15 protein-coding genes, 1 pseudogene and 1 CRISPR repeat array are annotated in these 21,959 nt (G+C 56.9%); of the genes and pseudogenes, 10 read left to right on the plus strand and 6 right to left on the minus strand.

All coding sequences use genetic code 11. From position 1 onward, the window contains the following. Positions 1–91 precede the first annotated feature (91 nt). The 9 genes from cas10 to cas2 are packed head-to-tail and all read left to right on the plus strand — an operon-like array spanning position 92 to position 9,678. Positions 92–3,067: a type III-B CRISPR-associated protein Cas10/Cmr2 gene (cas10, locus tag ACVWXW_RS10930; protein ID WP_457403833.1), complete on the plus strand. Its 2,976-nt coding sequence runs from the start codon at positions 92–94 to the stop codon at positions 3,065–3,067. Continuing rightward, positions 3,064–4,203, plus strand: coding sequence for a type III-B CRISPR module-associated protein Cmr3 (locus ACVWXW_RS10935; protein ID WP_457403834.1), 1,140 nt, complete (start codon positions 3,064–3,066; stop codon positions 4,201–4,203). The genes cas10 and ACVWXW_RS10935 overlap by 4 nt, the downstream gene beginning before the upstream one ends. Before the next feature lie 47 nt (positions 4,204–4,250). Continuing rightward, on the plus strand, positions 4,251–5,021 hold the full coding sequence (gene cmr4 / locus ACVWXW_RS10940) for a type III-B CRISPR module RAMP protein Cmr4 (protein WP_457403835.1): 771 nt from the start codon (positions 4,251–4,253) through the stop codon (positions 5,019–5,021). A gap of 24 nt (positions 5,022–5,045) precedes the next feature. Beyond that, on the plus strand, positions 5,046–5,438 hold the full coding sequence (locus ACVWXW_RS10945) for a hypothetical protein (protein ID WP_414357349.1): 393 nt from the start codon (positions 5,046–5,048) through the stop codon (positions 5,436–5,438). Beyond that, entirely contained in the window at positions 5,438–6,079 is a 642-nt protein-coding gene (locus ACVWXW_RS10950; RefSeq protein ID WP_457403836.1) for a Uma2 family endonuclease, read from the plus strand. Before ACVWXW_RS10945 ends, ACVWXW_RS10950 begins: the two co-directional genes overlap by 1 nt. Positions 6,080–6,108: 29 nt before the next feature. Beyond that, complete coding sequence (locus tag ACVWXW_RS10955) at positions 6,109–8,079, plus strand: RAMP superfamily CRISPR-associated protein (RefSeq protein ID WP_457403838.1); 1,971 nt, start codon at positions 6,109–6,111, stop codon at positions 8,077–8,079. A 32-nt stretch (positions 8,080–8,111) separates the two neighbouring features. After that, positions 8,112–8,411 carry a CRISPR-associated protein Csx18 gene (gene csx18 / locus ACVWXW_RS10960; RefSeq protein ID WP_099812781.1) on the plus strand — a complete coding sequence of 100 codons (300 nt, stop codon included), beginning with the start codon at positions 8,112–8,114 and terminating at the stop codon, positions 8,409–8,411. Further along, positions 8,411–9,400, plus strand: coding sequence for a CRISPR-associated endonuclease Cas1 (gene cas1, locus ACVWXW_RS10965; protein WP_457403839.1), 990 nt, complete (start codon positions 8,411–8,413; stop codon positions 9,398–9,400). The genes csx18 and cas1 overlap by 1 nt, the downstream gene beginning before the upstream one ends. After that, positions 9,400–9,678 (plus strand): CRISPR-associated endonuclease Cas2, encoded by a 279-nt coding sequence (gene cas2 / locus ACVWXW_RS10970; protein ID WP_414389456.1) that lies wholly within the window; start codon positions 9,400–9,402, stop codon positions 9,676–9,678. Before cas1 ends, cas2 begins: the two co-directional genes overlap by 1 nt. Positions 9,679–9,929: 251 nt before the next feature. Continuing rightward, a CRISPR array of direct repeats spans positions 9,930–14,297; the repeat unit is 36 nt; unit sequence GTTCCCCCTTCGGGGGGATCCCTAGAAATTGGAAAC. A 72-nt stretch (positions 14,298–14,369) separates the two neighbouring features. On the opposite strand, the gene ACVWXW_RS10975 is transcribed toward cas2, so the two are convergent. Beyond that, complete coding sequence (locus tag ACVWXW_RS10975; protein ID WP_457403840.1) at positions 14,370–15,395, minus strand: CHAD domain-containing protein; 1,026 nt, start codon at positions 15,393–15,395, stop codon at positions 14,370–14,372. A 249-nt stretch (positions 15,396–15,644) separates the two neighbouring features. Here ACVWXW_RS10975 and ACVWXW_RS10980 point away from each other — a divergent pair. Further along, positions 15,645–15,828, plus strand: a pseudogene (locus ACVWXW_RS10980) (hypothetical protein); the annotation flags it as partial. Positions 15,829–15,871: 43 nt separating this feature from the next. On the opposite strand, the gene tmk reads toward ACVWXW_RS10980, so the two are convergent. From tmk to recJ, 5 genes are all read right to left on the minus strand, one after another. Next, positions 15,872–16,522: a dTMP kinase gene (tmk, locus tag ACVWXW_RS10985; protein WP_414413780.1), complete on the minus strand. Its 651-nt coding sequence runs from the start codon at positions 16,520–16,522 to the stop codon at positions 15,872–15,874. 22 nt (positions 16,523–16,544) lie between these two features. Then, positions 16,545–17,795, minus strand: coding sequence for a hypothetical protein (locus ACVWXW_RS10990; RefSeq protein WP_457403841.1), 1,251 nt, complete (start codon positions 17,793–17,795; stop codon positions 16,545–16,547). A gap of 111 nt (positions 17,796–17,906) precedes the next feature. Beyond that, the gene (gene rdgB / locus ACVWXW_RS10995; protein ID WP_414357613.1) at positions 17,907–18,518 is read right to left on the minus strand and encodes an RdgB/HAM1 family non-canonical purine NTP pyrophosphatase; all 612 of its coding nucleotides are present in this window, start codon (positions 18,516–18,518) and stop codon (positions 17,907–17,909) included. A 58-nt stretch (positions 18,519–18,576) separates the two neighbouring features. Then, the gene (locus tag ACVWXW_RS11000; protein WP_457403843.1) at positions 18,577–19,242 is read right to left on the minus strand and encodes a metallophosphoesterase family protein; all 666 of its coding nucleotides are present in this window, start codon (positions 19,240–19,242) and stop codon (positions 18,577–18,579) included. Beyond that, positions 19,232–21,895, minus strand: coding sequence for a single-stranded-DNA-specific exonuclease RecJ (gene recJ / locus ACVWXW_RS11005; protein ID WP_457403844.1), 2,664 nt, complete (start codon positions 21,893–21,895; stop codon positions 19,232–19,234). Before recJ ends, ACVWXW_RS11000 begins: the two co-directional genes overlap by 11 nt. Positions 21,896–21,959: the final 64 nt, after the last annotated feature.

Here is a 21,959-nt window from a genome sequence, read left to right on the forward strand (position 1 = left end):
TTGAGAAATACTGAAGAAAACTGAGGGCTGGCCGGGATCAGATCGATGTTCGAGGAGTTCCTAACTGTTCTGTTTCTCCAGCGAAAACACCATGTCTTACTACTGGCAAGCTAAGCTCTGGGGTCTGTTACATGATCCCGCCCTCAAAGCCCTACACGACAGGACTGGCCGCTCCAAGGAAGGGCCGTGGACCAGACTGGCGGCGATGCAGGGATGGTCTTCTCCCAAAGCCGAGGGATCCTCTCCCATAGGCGATGCCGATCTCATCGCCTCGGCCAGCGACCGCGCGGCCATTGGCCATTTGCCCATAGCCATCAACTATCAAGTTGAGGATCGCAACTTGGGTCTTGGACTAGAAATGAGCCACTTGCTCTCCGGGCGCAAGCGCTTTTGGCAATTGGCCGATGACCAACACCAAGCCCTCAAGGATGCCCGCTCCCGTGCAGACTACCTGATGGAACGGGAGGAGAGCGCCATCCCCGATTGGGTTTGGCAAGAGGAGGATCCCCAAAAAGTGTTTTGGTGGTTTTGGCGGTGCTTTCCCCAGGCCATTTGTCAGGAGTTTGGGGATGAGAGCTTGCTGCTATTGCCGGCAGAAACCCGGCTGCCAGACGGATCCCTGTGGAGCCACGCCAGCGTCACCGCAGCCTTGGCCGGATGCTTGGCCGGCTACGAGGAGCCCACGCGACCCTTTTTGGTGAGCTTTACCTTCAACCCCATCCAAGAGTTGATCAAAGCCAGCCGCAAGATGCGGGACTTTTGGGCCGGATCCTGGCTGCTGCACTACCTTTCTGCCCGCATGAGTTGGCGGCTTGCCGAGAAATACGGCCCCGACTGTCTGCTCTACCCCAGCCTCTACGGCCAGCCGTTAATCGACCACTGGCTGCGGGAGAAGTACCCCGAATTTGAAGAATGGATCCCTCAACCTTCTGCCAACGCCCTGCTCACCGCCGGTTTTCCCAACGTGCTCCTGCTGCTGTTGCCGGAAGACCGGGTGCAAGCGGCCATGCAGTTTGCCCAGCAGACCCTCAAGGAAGAATGGAAGCAGTTGGCCCAGAAGGTGCTGGATTACCTGCAGGGGGATCGCCGCTGGCTGAGGCAGTTGCACCCAGAGGACCCCACCTGGCAGGGATGGCTGGAGCACCAGTGGCAGCACTACTGGGCAGCCGTGCCCCTGGGATCCCCGGCTCATGCCCTCAAGGATACCGGCATCCTCAAGCCCCCTCAGGTTTCCATTGATGCGGATCCCTGGGTCAGTGCCCAAAACCGCACCTATCACCTGGGGGCTAAGCAAAAGCTCTTTGCTGATGAGGAGCTGGAGTTTCTGCGGGCTAGCTTTTGGGATCCCCAAAGACAACAGCGCCGCCAATACAAGGCCGGACTCAACGTGGGATCCTGGTGGGCAGCCGCAGTGGAGCAAAGTCGGCGGCTACAAGCCGCTTGTAAGCAGGCCCGCGATTGGCAGCTCCCCGTTGCGTTTGGGCCGCGCAGCACCGTTTCGGGCTTGGGGCCGGTGGTGCATCCCTCACCGCGGCAGGGGTGGATAACAGAAGGGGAGAGTCGGCGGCTTTGGCAGCGGCAGGCCGGGCTCTTCGATGGCCGGGAACAGCTCAATGCCACCGAAACCCTCAAGCGGGGCTTGTACAAAGTGCTGCCGGAGCTCTTCCGCGAGCTGGATGAAGACCAGATTGCCGCTTCCTACCCGGATCTCACCGCTGGCGTAGCCGGCTACCTCAAAACCCAAGGGCGACGGGAACGAGAGCACTTCGAGCAGGCCTGTCAGGCAGTGGAGGCCCGCTACCCGGAGGTCAGAGGGGTGCTGCGGGAAATGCGGGGCAAATGGGGGATCCCGTGGGCCGACCGGCAGAACCTGCGCTACCATCCCCGTCTGCTCAATGCTGGTTGGCTGGTGGAAGACCTGGAGCTGGACGAGGAAACGCAAAGAAGCTACCGGCAGGACATCGAGACTCTTCTAGGCCGCTACTACCCCAGCGTTAACCCCGCCAGTTGGTACGTGCTGGCTGCTGGGGATGGTGACGACATGGGCAAATGGCTCAGGGGCGAGAAGATGAAATCCTACTACGACTATCTGCCTCAACCCCTACAGCGGCTGGCCAACGGGCAAACGGAAGCCATTGGCGAGGTCTTTGGCAAGGACAAGGAGGAGCTGGAGCAAGTCAAAGACGCTTTTCAGAAGTTTGTCAAAAACAGCCGCAAGCGCATGGGGCCTGCCACCCACAGCGCCCTAAGCCGCGCCCTGCTGGATTTTTCCGGCCAGTTGGTGCCCTACCTAACAGAGCAACGCTATGCAGGCAAGCTCATCTACGCCGGTGGGGACGACGTTTTGGCCTACACCAACCTCTGGGAGTGGGATGGCTGGCTGTGGGATATTCGCCAGTGTTTCCGGGGGGGAGAGGATGACTGGCGGGAGTTTGAGAACCTGGGGGACTACTGGCAGTGGAAAAAAGGGCGGCCTCCCGAAGGTTTGAGCCGGCGCCCCCTCTTTACCCTGGGATCCGCAGCCACCATCAGCTTCGGCGTGGTGATTGCCCATCACTCGGTGCCTCTGGCCATTGCTCTGGAAAACCTTTGGCAGGCGGAAGAAGAAGCCAAGGGCCACCTCTATGCCCATGGCTGCCCCAAAGACAGCGTGCAGGTGCGGGTGCTGTTTGCCAATGGCAACCAACTGGTGAGCACCAGCAAGTTCGACACGTTCGACAAGTGGAAAGACCTCCTTGATTTTGACTGGAAGCTCATGGGCCAGCAGCAGGATCAAAGCTCCTTGTTTGAGCAGGCAGCCCAACTGTGGGAGCAACATCCTGCCCCCAGCCCAGAGGCGGTGCCAGCCTGGGCCACGCTCTTTTGCAGCCGCCGGGATCTCTTCAAACAGGAATCGGAGCAGAAAGAGCACTTCCAGAACAAGCTTGTGGAGTTTATCCAGCATTTTTGGCAGCACAGCCTGCCCGCCCAGCCCCAGGAGTGGGATCTGGAGATCAAAAACTGGTTCAAGTTGGCAGCTTTTGTGCTGCGCAACCGCACCGTGAAATTGGGGAGGAACAGCCGATGAGTTGGTTTACCCTATCACCCTTGGATGTGTGGATGTTTCGGGATGCCAAGCCCTTTGCCCCGGGAGAGCGGGCCTGGGCCAACAGCAGCTTTCCCCCCAGTGGCCACACCTTGGCCGGGGCTGTTCAAGCCTACCTGGGCCAGCCGATGACGCTGCGGCTGCGGGGCCCCTTTCTCTGCCACGACGAAAGGCTCTATTTCCCCGCCCCTCTGCATCTGGAAGACGGATTCTCCCTTGTTCCCGTTCCTTGGTTGGACAAGACGGATCCCTACTTCCATTGCCACTGGGATCCCACCCGGCCAGCCCCGTTGGTGTCCCTGAGGCCAGCAGAGGAGGAACCCGAAGGCAGCCAGAGCAGCAAGAAGAAGAAAACAGGAGGCTATCTGCCCTTCGAGGCGGTGCAAAAGGCGCTGGAAGGCAAAGGCTGGGATCTCAGCCAGGCCGTTAAGCCACCGCTGAAGTATGAAGTGCGACCCCACAACACCCTGCAGGTGAGCAAGCGGCAAGTGCGAGAAGCCGATGGCTACTTTGTGGAGACCTGCATCCGCCTTCAGCCGGGCTGGAGTTTGGCCCTTTCCATCGAGGGCTGGGATCCAGATCGCGAAGCCTGGGATCCCCTACCCCTTACTCAGGAAGCAGTGCTGCGGCTGGGGGGAGAAGGCCACTGCGCTTTGCTGGCCCCCTGTCCGAAGCTGCAGGAGCAGTGGCAGCAGTTGCAGGACCTTTCTCAGGCCGCCTTTTGCCAAGCCCGACGCGCTTTGGCCTACTTGGTGACCCCAGGTGTGTTCATCAAAAAGGTGGACGGGCGTTCCCTCTGCCGCGCCTGGCCGTGGGAATGGCGATTGGCCACTCCCCATCCTGCTCACTCCCTCACCGGCCCCCTGGTGAGCGTGGCCACCGGCAAGCCCGTTCCCATCAACGGCCGCCTGCGGGTGGATCGCCCCCCAGAGCAGCGGCAGATGAGCCTGCCCGCCCCCCAAGTTTTTGCCGCGCCCCCTGGCAGTATCTACTACCTGGAGCAGCCGGCCCCCCTCAACCAAGAAGAGCCCGAGCTAGAAGATGGCCGGCTCAACGTGTTCCACCGCTGGCGGCTGTTGGGCTATAGCGAGCTCCTATGGCTGCCTTGGGCCAACTGAGTTTTGCTTTCAGTCCTTGAATACTTACTCGCAAAAGGAGCCCATCCATGACTTTTCAGATTGCCTACCTCCATCTATTGACTCCCCTGCACACCGGCGGCACCACCCAAGAAGGCAACCTCTTGGGCATTGCCCGCGAATCCCACACCCATTTGCCCTACATCCCTTCCAGCACCATCCGGGGCAGGTTGCGGGCCAGCGTGGCCGATAAAGACAAAAAATTTGAGCTCTTTGGCAACGAAATTGGGGAAGGGGATCAGCTGACCCAGGGATCCATTTGGATTGGGGATGGCTCTTTGCTGTGGATCCCCGTGCCCTCCCTTAGCCATGGAGTGGTGTGGATAAGCTGCCCGCTTCTGCTTAAGCGCTGGCTGCGGCTAACAGGCCAGGATCTGTCAGTGCCGGATCCCTATAGCACCAACTTGGAAACAAACCAGCCTATCTACCTCAAAGATGCCATTCTCAAAGAGGGTCTTCGACAATGGTCGGAATGGAAGAGCTACACCAAAGATCCTAATATCAGTCGCGTGATTGTTTTACCAGATCAGCACTGTGCCACCCTCATTCAAATGAGCCTGTGGCGGCAGGTGAAAGTCAAGCTTAGCGAGCACAAGGTTGTGGAAGGAGGCTTCCGCTATGAAGAGGCCATTCCTCCTGACAGCTTGATGTACTTTACCTGGGGGGTTACCGCCCAAGCAAGTGGCAGTTCTGAGGAGGCAATGAAAGAGTTTCGAGATCTGCTGCAATCCAACCAGATTATGCAGATTGGCGGCCAGGAAAGCTTGGGCCGAGGCTTTGTGGAGCTGTCTTTGAACTAGATCTCAACCTAGGAGGGAGGTTTTATGAATAGCTTTGACCCGCGTACATTGGCCAAGCCCGTTTACGAATCCCTGTGCCAGCTCAGAGCGCAAACCAGGGATCCAGAAAGGCTAAAAGAGCAAAAAAACCAGGCTGTGGAGCTCTACACCTATCTTTCTACTTGGGGCCTGCTGCGCCTCAAGGCCGAAGAAGACGCCCTTAGCCAAGAGGGCAAAAAAGAGGTGGTCAAGGAGTTTTTCGATTGCCTAGAAAAGATCTCCGGTCAAAACGAAATTGCCAAATCCAACGGCCTGGATCGTCTCATGGGGTTGGGAGTTGAAGAGTACCTGGGCTTAACAGGACTGGGACTTGCCTTGGCGCAAGAATTCAGCTTCTGGGCTACAGCCATTTACCATGACGTTAGCGGGGGGGACTAATGAGTGTAGCTGTTCCAATCCAGTCTATTTCCCTGTGTGAAGGAAGCCAAGTGGTCATCCATTCGCTGACTTGGCAAGACTTTGAGAGCATCTTGGAAGAGTTAGGGGAAGACCGCCACACTCGCATTGCCTATTACAACGGCACGTTAGAGATCATGTCTCCCTTGTCCAAACATGAGCGCCCTCACCGCATTGCCGGAGATATTGTGAAAGCTCTCCTTGATTCTCAAGGGAGAGACTGGGAAGACTTTGGCTCAACAACCCTTAAAAAGTCTGGCAGTGCTGGGGTAGAGCCTGACACCTGCTTCTATGTCAATAACCTGGAGCAGATGCGAGGGTGTGAGGGAAGAATTGATGTTGATCTATTGCCCCCGCCTGATCTGGCCATTGAGTCCGACGTTACTTCCCGAACTTTTATCGAGGCCTATAGAGCCATCGGCGTGCCGGAAGTTTGGATCTTGGGTGAGCGAAGTTTGCGGATCTTTATTCTGCAGGGAGAAGACTACGTAGAATCAAGCTGCAGCTGGCTTTTTCCAGACTTCGACATCCCCAATCTTGTACCTCAACTCATTCGACGCGCCCTAGAAATTGGCACCAGCGCTATGTTGCGCAAATTTCGGCAAACCCTTGGCAATTCCTAACGCTGTTTCCCACTTTTGGAGAAGATCCCATGACTGGCAATCGCCCTACTCGTCCTGGCAACGCTCCTCAGCCGCTTCCTCGTCCCCCCAGGCCAGGGGATCCCAGCCGCCGGCCGCCTCAGGAAAATCGGGGCCCTAATTCTCCTAGAGGAGGCAATGGAGGGGGAAACCAGCCGCGCGGTGGAGGAGGCAACAATCCTCCGCCCTCGCCTTGGCTGGGTCACTCCTTGGATCCCACGCCCAGGCCGGATCCCACCGCTGGCTTTATTGAATATCTGCGCTGGATGCGAGCGCCGCTTGATGCTTCTAAAGACGGCACCAAAGCGGAGCTGGCGCACCAAGTGGAAACAACGATCAACCTTGGAGCCCGCCTGAAAGTTTTGAATGAGCGCACCCAACGCATTGCCAGCGACACCTTTCAGGTTACTTGTCCCTGGCGAATTCGAGTCGGTGGGGCCAAGGGTCCAGAGAGCATGTTGCTCCCCGCTTTCGATCCCTTAGGGATCCCTTACATTCCCAGCTCCACCCTGTGCGGCGTGGCCCGCTCCCAGGCCATTCGAGAGCTGATGCAGGAGCGCAATTTATCTTGGGAGCAAGCAGACAAAGCCGTAGCTCCTTGGTTTGGGCACCTACAAGCTGACGAAAAAGACAGGGCCGGCAAGGTTATCTTTTTGGATGCCTACCCGGTACCCAATCGGCCCCAACGGCGAGAGGATCCCGATAATTCTAAAACGGGGGGTCTAGCTGTAGATATTGCCAATAGTATCTGGAAATGGAATGGAAAAAATCTTGACTACTCGCCTAACCCTAACTTGTTCTTTTCTCTCAAGCAAGCCACTTTTTTAATTGGCCTGCGCAAAGGCCCCGGCTGCACCGATGAGATGCTGGATCAAGTCAAAGAGTGGCTGATCCAAGGGCTGGAGCAAGGGGTGGGATCCCAGGTGAATACCGGCTACGGTCGGCTGATCCCCTTAGGGAAATCACTGGACAAGAGCCAAGGAGAATTCTTGCGCCTGCCCTTTGAGCTAAAAGGCCAACTCATTCACGGGCGGCAGGTAGTCAACTGGAGGCCCGATAAGAATCGCTACGACAACCGATCCATCGCCGAAGTGCGGCCCGTAGCCTTTAAGAATATGCTGCGCTATTGGTTCCGCACCTTTGCCCTGGGAGTTTTGCCGGTCGATCAGGTGCAGGAGTGGGAAGGGCAACTTTTTGGCGCCATTACCCCTAAGCAAAAACACGGCTGGATCCATGTAGATCTCCTAAATGGCAAAGTCTCTCAGCCGGAGCCAGAGCCCAATCGGGAAGGAAGAAATAGACCCGCAGGCCGACAAGAAGGGATCCTCATCTTAAGTCTTTCTGGCGAGTGTCAAAACTATGCTTCCCAGGAAGATCAAGAGGCGGTGGAAAAGCTCTTTACTAACCTCACCTGGATGATGTTCCATCTGGGAGGTGTGGGTCAAGGAGCTAGAAGACCCTGCTACTCCCGCCAGAACCGGGAGCGGGCTCCCTGGTGGCGCGGCTCTACCCTAATTCCCAGGTCGGAGGATGCCTTTTGGAAGCTGGCGGAGTCGGTGGCCGGGTTTCAGAAGCTTTTCCAAAAGCGCCTGGGCAACTTCTTTGACGCTCTCAAGACTCTAACCAAGCAGGCCATTAACCCCGATAGCCCAAGAAGTGCTGGCCAGGTTCAGAGGGATAAATGGCCGCAAGCGGTGGATGCCAACTGCAGGATCGTAGTCTGCAGCGGCGAGGAAGATTTCAACAAACCCTATGCCCTGGCAACTTTGCATCGCTTAGGCCGACAAGATGAAGGCCGGTACGACAAATTCTTGTGCGGGGGTGTACAGGGAGGTGCTCTGCCCTCTCCGGTTTGGATTGCCGATTTGGGTGATTACCAAGTGGTTACCGTTTTTGGGGCAACGGCAGATCCTAGGAAAAAGTATCTTGAGGAGCTCAAGAAAGATGCTGATGATTTTCAAGTAATCTGGCCCTTGAGATAGAAGAAATCTCGAAGAATTTTTGGAGTAACAAAATGCCCAAAAAGAAGATCAATGCCAAAGTTCTCAGAAACCTTGTTACAGCCGTAATCAATGGCTCGATTACACTGGCCATTTTGCTCATTGCTCCCTTGGGCCTGGCAGCCGTGATTACCAACACTATTTTGGTTGCCATTGCCAGCTTCTTTTCTGGAAGCTTAACAGAGATGGTCATGGATCTTTTGTCAAGCCCTGAAATTGACGTGGAGGTTTTGCCAGAAGAGCGCCAATCCAAGACCAGCACTTCCATAGAGCCAAGGCGAGGCTCAGAGAGTCTGCGTCGAGATGATCAATAATGCGAACCTTGTATGTTTCCCAGCAAGGGTGCAGGCTAAGCCTCAGGCAAGAGTTTGTGCTGGTTCATTTGGGCGAGTCGCTCTTGCAAGAGATGCCTCTGCCCTTGCTGGAGCAAATTTTAATCTTTGGCCGCTCTCAGGTGACTACCGATGTTGTGAGGGAGTGCTTGAAGCGCAATATCCCCATTGCCTACCTCTCCCGGCTCGGCTATTGCTACGGTCGCCTCATTCCCATTGAAAGGGGCTACCGCCGCCTGGCCCATTGGCAACAGGCGCTCCCTGAAGCATGGAGACTGCAAACAGCAGCCCAAATAGTGCGAGCTAAGCTCCTCAATGGCCGCGTGCTGTTGATGCGACAACTTAGGCAGCGCCCCAGCGAAACCAGGGATCTAACCCTGCGCAGCCTGGAACACTTGGCCGCTCAAGCTCTGCAGGCTACTTCGCTGGATCAATTGCGAGGCATTGAAGGGATCGGCGCAGCTTTGTATTTTCCCGAATTGGGCAATTGCTTACAACAAAAAGGATTTGTTTTGATCAAGCGCACCCGACAGCCGCCCACCAATCCAGTGAATGCCATGCTCAGCTTTGGCTACATGGTGCTCTGGAACCATCTATTAACCCTGATTGAGCTGCAAGATTTGGATCCCTATCAGGGTTGCTTGCACGCTAGCAGTGAACGCCATGCTGCTTTGGTTTCCGATTTGCTGGAAGAGTTCCGAGCGCCTATTGTGGACTCACTGGTACTGTGGCTGGTCAACAGCGGTGTTATGGATATCCAAGAAGACTTCGAGTATCGAGATGGGGGCTGTTTTCTCAGCGATGCTGGCAGAAAGAAGTATCTCAAAGCTTTTCTCCAGAGAATGGAGGGATCCATCCAGACCCCTGACGGAGATCAACCCCGCTGGGATCTGCTAACGCAGCAAGTTAAAAAGTTTAAGCAATCCGTCTATAATCCTCAAGATTTGTACCAGCCCTACCGGATTCGCTGATGTTTCTTTATGTTGTTACCTACGATACTCCCTGCGACAAGCGACGCAAGAAAATTGCCGACCTGCTAGAAGGCTACGGCAAGCGCGTGCAATACAGCGTGTTTGAGTGCGTCCTCGACAAAGACAAGTTCGAGGAGCTCAAACTGCGGCTCCGCAAGAAGATCAAGCCCGAGGAAGACAGCGTCCGCTTCTATCCGCTCACTAGCTATGCCCTCGCCCAGGTGGAAATCTGGGGTGGGCCTGCCCTGACTGCACCCCCCAGCTCGGTCATTGTGTAGCTCAGGCAAGTCTCTTCCTACTTAAGCACTCGGTGTTTCCAAAAGCACACTCAAACGGTATCAACGCCTGCGCGAGCGATCCGCCAAAAGCCGCAAAGGCCGATTCTTTCGTCCGATCCCTCGACGCCTTGCGCCACAAGGCTTTCCGGCCCCAAAGCCCCCTCGCCAGCACCCTTTTTGCCGACTTTTTTCCGGATCCCTCGCAAATGGGTCTTGCATTCCTTGCCCTGCTTGGGTTTAATAGGGGTGGAGTTCCCCCTTCGGGGGGATCCCTAGAAATTGGAAACTCACAACCAGGTTCCCCCGTAGAGTAATCTGGTTGGAGTTCCCCCTTCGGGGGGATCCCTAGAAATTGGAAACGGTCAAATTCGCAAAGACAGGTACGAATGAACTGTAGTTCCCCCTTCGGGGGGATCCCTAGAAATTGGAAACACGACCAGTTTTACACCCATATCCTGGAGGCCCTGAAAGTTCCCCCTTCGGGGGGATCCCTAGAAATTGGAAACCGAAGAGTCTCAACCCAAATGTGTCCTTAGGTTGAAGTTCCCCCTTCGGGGGGATCCCTAGAAATTGGAAACAACCATCCTTTGGCAAGTTGAATTTGGTTGTTATTCAGTTCCCCCTTCGGGGGGATCCCTAGAAATTGGAAACGGTGGGGGTGTTAGATCCCCAGCTCAGCTTTCAATGCCTGTTCCCCCTTCGGGGGGATCCCTAGAAATTGGAAACCTCCTTTGGCAGTGAATCACAATTGTCTGCCTAAAAGTGTTCCCCCTTCGGGGGGATCCCTAGAAATTGGAAACAGCATTTTCGGGAACCACACTATCAACCAGAGTAAAGTTCCCCCTTCGGGGGGATCCCTAGAAATTGGAAACCAGACAATATTCTGGTGATGCCCCGGGGATGATTTGGAAGTTCCCCCTTCGGGGGGATCCCTAGAAATTGGAAACGTTCAAATGCATCTTCGTACCACTCTTCTGGTACATTCCCGTTCCCCCTTCGGGGGGATCCCTAGAAATTGGAAACGCCTGAATCCAAACAATCTCATTGTTCTCATTGATGTTCCCCCTTCGGGGGGATCCCTAGAAATTGGAAACCGCGAAGTGAGTTGGTAACCAACCGTGCCCGGATGAAGTTCCCCCTTCGGGGGGATCCCTAGAAATTGGAAACACCCAGTGTTCAACACTCTGGGTGCATTCCGTCTGAAAGTTCCCCCTTCGGGGGGATCCCTAGAAATTGGAAACTTCATCTATTTGCTCCCAGTTTATGGGAGCAGAGGCTTTCTGGTTCCCCCTTCGGGGGGATCCCTAGAAATTGGAAACTTGATTTAGGTGTTACAGGCACGGCACCCACAGGGGTGGTTCCCCCTTCGGGGGGATCCCTAGAAATTGGAAACTTGGACATGATCTGACTCCGTAGAGAATGTGCCTAATCGGTGTTCCCCCTTCGGGGGGATCCCTAGAAATTGGAAACGAGAGGGGGGTGCCGGCCCCAAAAGTAAGGGTCAATGTTCCCCCTTCGGGGGGATCCCTAGAAATTGGAAACGTTGAGCCACCCAAGTTGGTGGTGAGGAACATCAACGGGTTCCCCCTTCGGGGGGATCCCTAGAAATTGGAAACTTCTATGAGTTAGCCAGCTATTTAGAGACTTCACCTGATTCATGTTCCCCCTTCGGGGGGATCCCTAGAAATTGGAAACCATAACGGATACAGATAACACAGATAATCTGGATGAATGTTCCCCCTTCGGGGGGATCCCTAGAAATTGGAAACCAGGGATATCTCCAGAACATCCCCAGTACCCCCGGAACGTTCCCCCTTCGGGGGGATCCCTAGAAATTGGAAACAAGAGGTGCCCATTGTTGTAGTTACATAATAAGGAGTGTTCCCCCTTCGGGGGGATCCCTAGAAATTGGAAACGAGAATAACTTAGTTACTTGGAATACTCTGTCTTGTTCCCCCTTCGGGGGGATCCCTAGAAATTGGAAACTCTATCTCACGAAAATTGAATTCGTGAAGGCAGACTCGGAGTTCCCCCTTCGGGGGGATCCCTAGAAATTGGAAACAGGAGTCACCGACCAATCCATGTGCGTTAGAAGCCGTTCCCCCTTCGGGGGGATCCCTAGAAATTGGAAACACCATTTGATAAGCATAACTACCTCCCTTTTATTGGGGTTCCCCCTTCGGGGGGATCCCTAGAAATTGGAAACTTGATAGGCCGAATTAGCGTGTTCACGAGGCGGTATTGTTCCCCCTTCGGGGGGATCCCTAGAAATTGGAAACGCTAAGTAGGCTTTCCGGTCTTTCACTGACCATACGGGTTCCCCCTTCGGGGGGATCCCTAGAAATTGGAAACAACCACTACACTAGGACGACCCGTGCAGTTGTACCCCTCGTTCCCCCTTCGGGGGGATCCCTAGAAATTGGAAACGTATTCATAACCTTCGGCTACGCCTTGCAGCTGAACGGGGTTCCCCCTTCGGGGGGATCCCTAGAAATTGGAAACGGTAAGTGTGGGACGTATGTATACTCAATAACGTGCCCGTTCCCCCTTCGGGGGGATCCCTAGAAATTGGAAACTACCGAAGGAGGTATTTATGGCTAGCAAAGTGGTGAAGTTCCCCCTTCGGGGGGATCCCTAGAAATTGGAAACATTTTATGTGCTTTAGCCAGAGCCTCGCCGTATGAGTATGTTCCCCCTTCGGGGGGATCCCTAGAAATTGGAAACTGTATAGTCGTCACGCAAAGTGACGTTCAAGCAGGTAAAGTAGTTCCCCCTTCGGGGGGATCCCTAGAAATTGGAAACCCAAAGTCAATAAATAGCGTAGAGGTGGTTAAACACGCACTAGTTCCCCCTTCGGGGGGATCCCTAGAAATTGGAAACGGTTTTGTTTGAACCAGATTAGTTTGGTATTGTATGCATGTTCCCCCTTCGGGGGGATCCCTAGAAATTGGAAACGCAGATACCAGCCAGGGGGAGAATTAAAAACATTCTATGTTCCCCCTTCGGGGGGATCCCTAGAAATTGGAAACACCTTTAGTACTAATAGTACCTCTTGGAGATATTAGCGATGTTCCCCCTTCGGGGGGATCCCTAGAAATTGGAAACAAACCTTCGTACAGATCCAGCCATCGGGATCGGTTGATTGTTCCCCCTTCGGGGGGATCCCTAGAAATTGGAAACACCCCGCCCTCACTATGAGCCACCCAAGCTCATAGTGTTCCCCCTTCGGGGGGATCCCTAGAAATTGGAAACATGTCGTCTAGGTTCATTGGGTTACCTCCCAATCACTGTTCCCCCTTCGGGGGGATCCCTAGAAATTGGAAACCCAGGACAAGGTTATGCCCGTCCGATACGACGACATTAGTGCGTTCCCCCTTCGGGGGGATCCCTAGAAATTGGAAACTGAGCAGTCGACGTAGTCGTACCAGCGCTCTTCGCTATACTGTTCCCCCTTCGGGGGGATCCCTAGAAATTGGAAACCAGTCGGCTCGATGATCCCACGCTCTAATGCGTGTTCCCCCTTCGGGGGGATCCCTAGAAATTGGAAACTTGGGCGGCCTGGGCGACCTTGGCCTCTTGATCTGATGCGGCCGTTCCCCCTTCGGGGGGATCCCTAGAAATTGGAAACCTCCACCACAAAAGAGCTATTCTGTGGAGTAGATGACCTAGTTCCCCCTTCGGGGGGATCCCTAGAAATTGGAAACCTGAGAATCCGCCGGAAGTCGACTTCCACGCTGCCTTCCTCGTTCCCCCTTCGGGGGGATCCCTAGAAATTGGAAACCTTTGATGGATTTAAAATCTAGGATTCTACGAGAAATGAGAGTTCCCCCTTCGGGGGGATCCCTAGAAATTGGAAACTTAAAGCGGCGACGTTTGCGCTCGGCACGTTGTGCCTTACGTTCCCCCTTCGGGGGGATCCCTAGAAATTGGAAACAACCAGGCCGTTGAACTTGCTACTCCCCCGAATGGCTTTGTTCCCCCTTCGGGGGGATCCCTAGAAATTGGAAACAGGACTTCTGCCAGGTACCCTTTGAGAGGTACCCCTGTTCCCCCTTCGGGGGGATCCCTAGAAATTGGAAACTTTCCTGGGCCATTCTTTGAACATCCCAGTACTGGGATCCATAAATGTTCCCCCTTCGGGGGGATCCCTAGAAATTGGAAACTTGGGCGGCCTGGGCGACCTTGGCCTCTTGATCTGATGCGGCCGTTCCCCCTTCGGGGGGATCCCTAGAAATTGGAAACCTCCACCACAAAAGAGCTATTCTGTGGAGTAGATGACCTAGTTCCCCCTTCGGGGGGATCCCTAGAAATTGGAAACCATCGTATTCCTGGACGAGAGTTGCCGATTGGTAATCGTGTTCCCCCTTCGGGGGGATCCCTAGAAATTGGAAACTGGGCTTCCACCTCCAGAATCAAGTTACAGATTAGGGTTCCCCCTTCGGGGGGATCCCTAGAAATTGGAAACTACCAAAGCATATGTTTGACACTGTCGTATGCATATGCTTCACGTTCCCCCTTCGGGGGGATCCCTAGAAATTGGAAACGTCGAGGACAATGGCCAGGGCCACTTGCGTGGTCTTCTGGTTCCCCCTTCGGGGGGATCCCTAGAAATTGGAAACCCTATAGCCACAAAAAATCCCCCGCCAATAAGGCGGGGTTTTTCCTTCGGGGGGATCTATAGAATTGGAAACCTAGGGATCCCCAGTTGGAAAGAAATTGGAAACAGAGAAAAGATTAGAGTAAAGCCGGTGCTGCTCGGCAGAGGCCAGGCAGCGCTGTTGGTGCTCAGGCCACTCCTGGAGGGCTAGTTTTTGTTGTTCCTGGAGAAGGGTTTGTAGGTCTGAGTCTGCAGGCAGCTCGCCTTGCAAAACCTGCAAATCGTTAAAGCGGCCCAGTTGATCCTGCAAGCACTTCAGGGTTGCTATCCAATCTTGCATGGTTTCCCCGTAAAAGGGCGCAAAAAACTCCACCTGATAGCGCAGCCGTTTGGTGGCCTTGCGCAGCTCGTGCAGTTGCTCAGCCTGGGCTTCCGTTGCGGGGAAAGCAGGGATCCGCCAGCCTGGCTGCAGCAGCCACTGGGCCAGCAGGGGAGTCAGCAAGTGGGGCAAGCTTTCCGGCAAAGGCAGCTCCGCCTGGGGCTTATAGCGGGGGTGAGCCAGCCACTGCTCGCAGGCAGCTTGAAACGCCAGGAAGTCAGCATCTTCCAGAATGCGGCGGGAGCGTTTCTCGGCTTGGGTTCGACGTTGCTGCAGATCTTGTTTTAGCTTCTCCAGTTCTGCCTGCTGGGCTGCCGGGATCCCTTCCCAGCAAGGTTCCTGCAGGATTTCCAGCAGCACGTCCAGATCCCGCTGTTTGCCCAAAGCACTGGCCAGCTTTTGCAGGCGTTTGGGCTTGAGAGGCTTGGGCAGCCGGACGGATCCCTGAAACACCTGCACCCAAGTGCCAATACGGCGCAGGGTCACCCGGATTTGGTGAAGAGACTCTGCCGCTTCTGGATGCTGGGTCAGAACTCGCTTTACGTGTTTCTGCAGCCGCTGCCATTGCTGGCTCAACAGCTGGTGGGCCCAGGCGGCCACGGTTGGCAAGGGCGCAGATGAGGGCAAGGTCAAGTGCAAGGACTCCGTCCCGCTGACGCGAAAGGACTCCGTCCCGCTGACGCGAAAGGACTCCGTCCCGCTGACGCGATCGGTTTTCAGCTCAGCAGCAACAGCGTCCACAGCCAGTCTCCTCTACCCAAAACGAGAACCAAGAGGGCAGCAGGCTCTTTTCACATAGGTCATCCAGCCTAGCTTGAGGTTACCCCCGCCTCTTCCCTTTTAACCTAATCTTAACCTTGGTAAACCGAGCAGGCTGTGGCCAGGGAAACTGTCGCGAGCTTTGGCCTGTCGCGCCATTCCCGTCAGCGGAACAGAGCATGACTCTAGTCAATAATAAGCTCAACTATACTGAAAATAATGTATAATATGTTCAGTACGGATTACTACCAGTTGATCTTTCTGTTTACTTTCGAGTCTGCCAACATGGTAGCCAAAGCAAAGCAGAAAATTGGTAGTAAGACGACACGGAAACTGCGCTTTGGGTATTCTACTCAAAGCTTTGCGGGATACCGCCATTCTGGTTGGAAACAAACAGAATGCTATCGCTGCATAGTTGAACAGTGATGTTCAGCAATGTTCAGCGTAAATGTATCAGTCTAGGGCTCCCGGCCTGCTGTCGCAAGTGGTAGGCGGGGTTCGACCACTGACCAGAGGCGGGCAGCCACCTCTGCCGGGGATCCCTGGGCCGAAACGCGGACAATCCGCTGGGGTTCTGCGGCGGCCAGGGTTTCGAATCCGCAGTAAACCCGCCGGTGGAACTCTAGGCCTTCTTGCTCGTTAGTGCTCTGCACCGCTAGCTCAACTGCGCCAGAAGAACGAGAGCGAGCTCGTTCTAGCCCCACCTCGGGGGGCAGATCCAGCCACAGGGTGAGATCCGGCTGTAGCCCGTCGGTGACCCATCGGTTGAGCTGCCGGATCAGATCCAGATCTATGCCCCGGCCATAGCCTTGATAGGCCAAGGTGGAATCGGTAAAGCGGTCACAAACGACCACCTGCCCTGCCGCCAGAGCCGGCGCGATGACTTTGCTCACGTGTTCAGCCCGATCCGCCGCGTATAGGAGCAACTCCGCCAGAGGGCTAAAGGGATCCCCGTGCAGCAACAGCTCCCGCAGCGTTTTGCCCAGCGCCGTGCCCCCCGGCTCGCGGGTACACAGGCAAGCGTAGCCTTCTTGGCGCAGCCGCTCAACCAAGAGGGCCTGTTGGGTGGTTTTGCCCACCCCTTCCCCGCCTTCTAGGGTGATGAACACACCGTCGTCCTCTGCAAGAGGGTTAGCGCAGGTTGAGTTGGGGCTGCAAATTAAAGGAGTGCCCCGGCACCATCACGTAGACGTCGGGGATGTTGGTGGGCTCCAGGCTTTGCAGGGCTAACCCTTCGATGTTGGAGCGCAGGGCGTTGTTGATGGTGGCTTCCAGTTGGGACAAAACCTGCGCCTCGTTGCCCTGAGCGGCCAAACCAGGAAACTGGCTGTACACGGCGCGCGCCAAGCTGCTGGCCAAGGGGAGCTGGATCAGGGTGAGGTTGGATCCCCCCAGCTGGGGGCCCAAGGTGTTGGCCCGGCCGCGGATGCCCAAAGCTTGGAGGGCATTGGCCGTTTGGCTGACGGGGATGGTGCAAGTATCCATCTTGTAGATGGGCACCGAAGCCATGGTCAGAGCAGAAACGCTGGTCAGTTGCACCACAGTAAAGGAGGCAGTGCCGTTATAGGCAAAGCAAAAATCGCGAAAGGCTGCGGGCACATTGGCAGCGCGGATGGGGCGCTCATCGTCAAAGCCGCCCGACTCGGCGAAGATGTTGCGGATAGCGAATCCCCCGAAGAAGGCCAGCAGGGCCACCACCAGCAGGATCGTCAGATCGGAGGAGGAGACCCCCCCGCTGGAGCTGCCGCCTCGCCCACCACCGCCATATCCCCCACCGCCAACATAGCTGGAGGTGTAGCCGTAAGCCGCGGAACGGCTGTAGTCACTGCGGTAGCCGGATTCCCCAAGGACTCCGTCCCGCTTACGCGAGCGGCCAGCAAAGGACTCCGTCCCGCTACCGCGAAAGGCAGAGGAACGGGCGGATCCGTCGTAGCCGCGGTTGCTGGAGACAGAACGGCGGGAAACCAGGGCTTGCCCAGGACGCTCACCGGCTCCAGGGGATCCTGCAGCGGCTTTCTGCCCCCCCTTTTCGCTGTCAACACGAGACCCCTCGTCTCGGCCAGTCTGGGGGGAGCGGTTGGAAGGGCGAGAAGTGGCCCCTTGCGCGGACTCCCTGTAGCTATCCCGCCCATTCTCCAAGGACTCCGTCCCGCTACCGCGATCGTCCAGCCAATCTTCTGCGCCTGCAAAGGTTGAGCCCTCTTCCGGCAAAGGGGGTGGGGAACGACGACTTTGCCGCTCCCTTCCTTCACCAGAGTTTGCAACCGAGGAGACCGCGGCTTCCTCACCGGCAGAATCCGGGGAATGGCGGCTGGGATCGGGGGCAGCAGTCCGTTCCGCTGCTGCAATGGGATCTTGATCCTCAAACTCAGAAAAACCCATAGTTCTTCGAGCGCTCCCCTCAGCTGCCAAGGCAAGACGGCTTTCAATTTCACTCCCCCGAAGGGAAGCAACTACTGTATCCTAGCAGCTCCCCAGCCAGGACATCGGATGCTATTCCTGGGATCCAAGCCAGCCCATACGCTTCTCCAGGAGAGGCAGCTGCGCTTTCAAGGCGCGCAAGGCTCGCCCTCGGTGGCCGATGGCCTCTTTTTGAGCTGGGCTCATCTCGGCAAAGGTTAGCCCCACTTCGGGCACCCAAAACAGGGGGTCATAGCCAAACCCCCCCTCTCCCCGCGGCTGGGTCAAGATCTCTCCTGAGCATACCCCTTCCACCAGGGCATGCACTACACCTTGGGGATCCACCAGGGCGATGGCGCAGTGAAAGGTGGCCCGGCGATTTGGGATCCCTTCCATTTCCCTGAGCAACCGCTCGATGCGGGCAGCATCGTTGGGGGCATAGCGAGCCGAGCGGATCCCAGGGGCACCGCCAAGGGCTTCTACCGCTAAGCCGGAATCGTCGGCAATGGCCCACTCCCCCAGAGACTTGGCCACGGCTCTGGCTTTGAGAAGGGCATTTTCGGCAAAGGTGGTGCCGGTTTCTTCCACCTCAATTTCTGAGGGCATGCGGCGCAGCTCCCAAGCAGGGGCATGGGCCTGGAAAAAGGCATTGAACTCGCGCCATTTGCCGGGGCTACTGCTGGCCAAGATCAAAGGACGGGTCATGGAAGGTTCCTACGAGTGGAAATCTGAGGAGGCGGAAGGCTGTCCAAGGGCTTCCTGCCTAATGGATCTCGAGAACCATGTTGTGCAGGGCTGTGTTGATCACCAGGGTGGATCCCCATCGCTCTACCTTGCCCCCATCCCAGTGCATGTGTCCGCAGATGTAGTAGCGGGGCTGCACCTGTTCCAAAAGGGGGCGCAAGGTGGGTGTGCGACGGTGATACCACTTCCCGCCTTCATCCAAAAAGCCTCGCGGCGGAGCATGGGTCAGCAGCAGGTCAATGGGCCGGGGGGGTTGACTGTAGAGGGTGAGCAGCTCCTGCAAATGGGCAGAGGTCAGAGACCAGCTCCAACCACAGGGGGGAGTCCAGGGTACAGCCAAAACCTGTAACCCCAGCCACTCAAAGCAGCAGGACTGGGTGATGGCCCGCCCCCAACAGCCAACCAGCGAATTCAAAACCGAAGCTGCTGGATCGTGGTTGCCAGGTAAAAAGAGCCAGGGCTTGCCCAGGCTCTCCACCGCCGCCAAGAAAGATCGCAGATGAACCACCTCTGCTTGGGCTGCCGGATGAAAGCCCTGGGTGGCCTTGCGGGAAGGTTTGCCGGCCTTGGAACAGAAATCCCCGCAGTTGATGTAAGCATCCACCTCCGGCAGATGGGCAAGGGCCTGCCGGATCAGCCGAGGGCTGCCGTGGTAGTCGGAGCCGAGCAGCAGCTTAATCCCCATGAGAATCAGCCGCAGAAGAATCCAGGTGGGATCCCTGAAGCAGGGCGGCAACCTGCTGCCAGGAGCTGCTGTACCAAGCTTGCTGGGCTTCCAGTTCTTCGTCGAGGGATCCCGTGGGGCCAAAATCCGGGCAGGCATACCCCAGAGAGCGTAATCCTGCCACCAACACTGCCGGAGACAGCCACCACTGCTGGGCCAAGCGCAGCAGATCCACCTGGCTGTGGGTTTGCAGGTATTGGCGGAGCTGGCGTTGCAAGCTGGCAGCGGAGGGCAGGGGCACCGCTTGCTGATGGACGGCAATCAACAGCTCGCTGCTGGGGGTGCAACAGAGCAGCCACTTGAGGTGATCCAGAGAAGGGGGCCAGCTCCACAACCAGAGTTGATCATAGCGGTGGCCGGCTTGGGGACGGTCATAGTGGAGAGTCAGGTACCGCCGTTCGCGATAGCGGGCCGTAGGCCTTGAAGACAAGACCAGCGAGGGGCGGCGGAAGCCGTAGAACAGGATGGTTCCCTGCGCCTGAGGCCAGAGGACAGAAAATCGGTCTACAGCTTGCCAACGCAAAGGCTGGGTGGGCTGGGGGGTGGGGCGCCAGATCAACAGAGGTGAGGGCTCTGTCCCCCTCTGGGAGCCAGTCGAGGGCTTGGAGTTGGGCATGGGAGGAGTGGCATCCAGAGAGGCGGGGGAGATGGGAGACTTGCTCCCATCAGGGGTGCGGGGCGCTGTTTTCTCGAGAGGGGGGTTGCCGGCAGTGGCAGCCTCTTGGGCAGGTCGAATCCCGAGAATTTCCAGCTCCAGTTGGGTTTCTCCCTGCCATGTTTTGGCCTTGAGGGTGTAGGCTACATCAACTCGCTCCGGCAGCGGATGGGTTTCCGCTCCCCGCCAACGGATGGCCCAAAGAGGGCGCTGGGGCTTCGCGTTTGTGATCCCCACCAACGCATCGGTGATGCTGGCCACTCCGCGGTCATCACTGGGGGTTTTGGCGGCTGAGTCGCTCCTGCCCGGACAAGAGGACTCCGTCCGAGTAGCACGTAACCCATGGGAGCGTTGCGTAGGGAGAGCAGGATCCCGGAGCAGCAGCTTCAGGTGGCCGGGAACTGGGCCAAATCGCTGCTGTTGCAGAACCTGCAGGTTGCGGCTGTAGAAGACCGGCTCAGGATTGCCGATGCCACAGGGCTGCAGATGCTGGAGCTCTCGATAGAGGTCAAGGGTGAGATCTGACAGCGACACTTCGGCATCGATTTGCACCAGCGGCTGGATCTGCTCCGGCTGCAACTGCTGTTGGGCAAACTGCCGCAACCGTTCTTCAAAAAAAGGCCAGTCTTCTGCTCTCAGGCTAAATCCCCCGGCAGCGGGGTGGCCGCCGTGCTTAGTGAACAGATCCTTGCAAAACTCCAACGCTTGAAACACGTCAAACTCGGGGATCCCCTGCCGCGCCGAGCCACTGATCTCCCCTTGCCGCGACTGGCTGCCGATGAACACCGGACAGCCAAAACGCTCTGCCAACCGCGAGGCCACAATGCCGATCACCCCTTTATGCCATTTCTGCTGAGGGGATCCCAAAATTGTTAACACCCGCTCCTGTTGCAGATCTCGGCCTTGCTGGGCAATTTGCTCTAGGGCTTCTGCCTCGATGCGCTCGCACATCTGCTGCCGCACCTGGTTGAGCCGTTCGCAGCGGCGGGCCAGTTTCTCTGCCTGCTGGGGATCGTCGGTAATCAGCAACTGGATCCCCATTCTCGCCCGGCCAATTCGCCCAACGGCGTTGATGCGGGGCCCCAGGCCAAACCCAATCCACTCAGGCCGCAGCCTCTCCAGGGATCCCTGCATGCCCATCACCTGCAGAAGGGCGCGGATCCCTGCCACCTGGGAGGTGGGCAAGAGGTGCAGCCCCTGCCGCACCCAAAGGCGGTTAACCCCCGTCAGCGGCGCCAGATCGGCAATGGTGCCCACAGTAAACAGTTCCAGGGCCACCCGCTGCAGATGGCCATCACCACGGCGCTCGGCCAGCGCCTGGGCCAGGAGGTAGGCAACCCCCACCCCGGCCATCCCCCGATAGGGGGAAGAAACGGGGAGCTGCTTGGGATTGAGGATGGCATCGGCAGGGGGCAACTGGGGCGGCAAGTCGTGGTGATCCGTCACGATCACTGTCAAGCCCAGAGCTTTGGCCAGTTGGATGGGCTCGTGGGCGGAGATGCCGTTGTCCACGGTGAGAATGAGGCGCACCCCCTCTCGGTGCAGCTCTTGCACCATGCGGCTGTTGAGGCCATAGCCCTCCGTCATGCGGCTGGGGATGCGGTAATGCACGGGTGCTCCGCAACCGGAAGGAGTGCCCCGCAAAGCCCTCAACAGCAGGGCCGTGCTGGTCATGCCGTCGGCATCGTAGTCGCCGCAAATGGCAATGGGCTCTTGTCGGCGAATCGCCCCGTCCAGCAAGTCCACCGCCAGGGGCAAATCGGCAAAATCCTGACTGGGTGGAGGCAGGTGGGCGGGATCCGGCTGCAGGTACTGCTGCACGGCAGCAGGGCTGGAGAGCCCGCGATTGAGCAAGATCTGGGCCAACACAGGCGAGATCCCCACTGCCTCAGCCAAGCTTTGGGCAGCCAACTTGTCCACCGGATGAAACAGCCAGCGTTGAGCAGGGATCCCGGCCATAGGGAAGGGTGGGGCTTGGATGGGGATAGAGGGTAGGCAGTGCTACAGTTGGCCTATAGGGTAT

This window comes from Thermostichus sp. MS-CIW-30 (assembly GCF_054058015.1).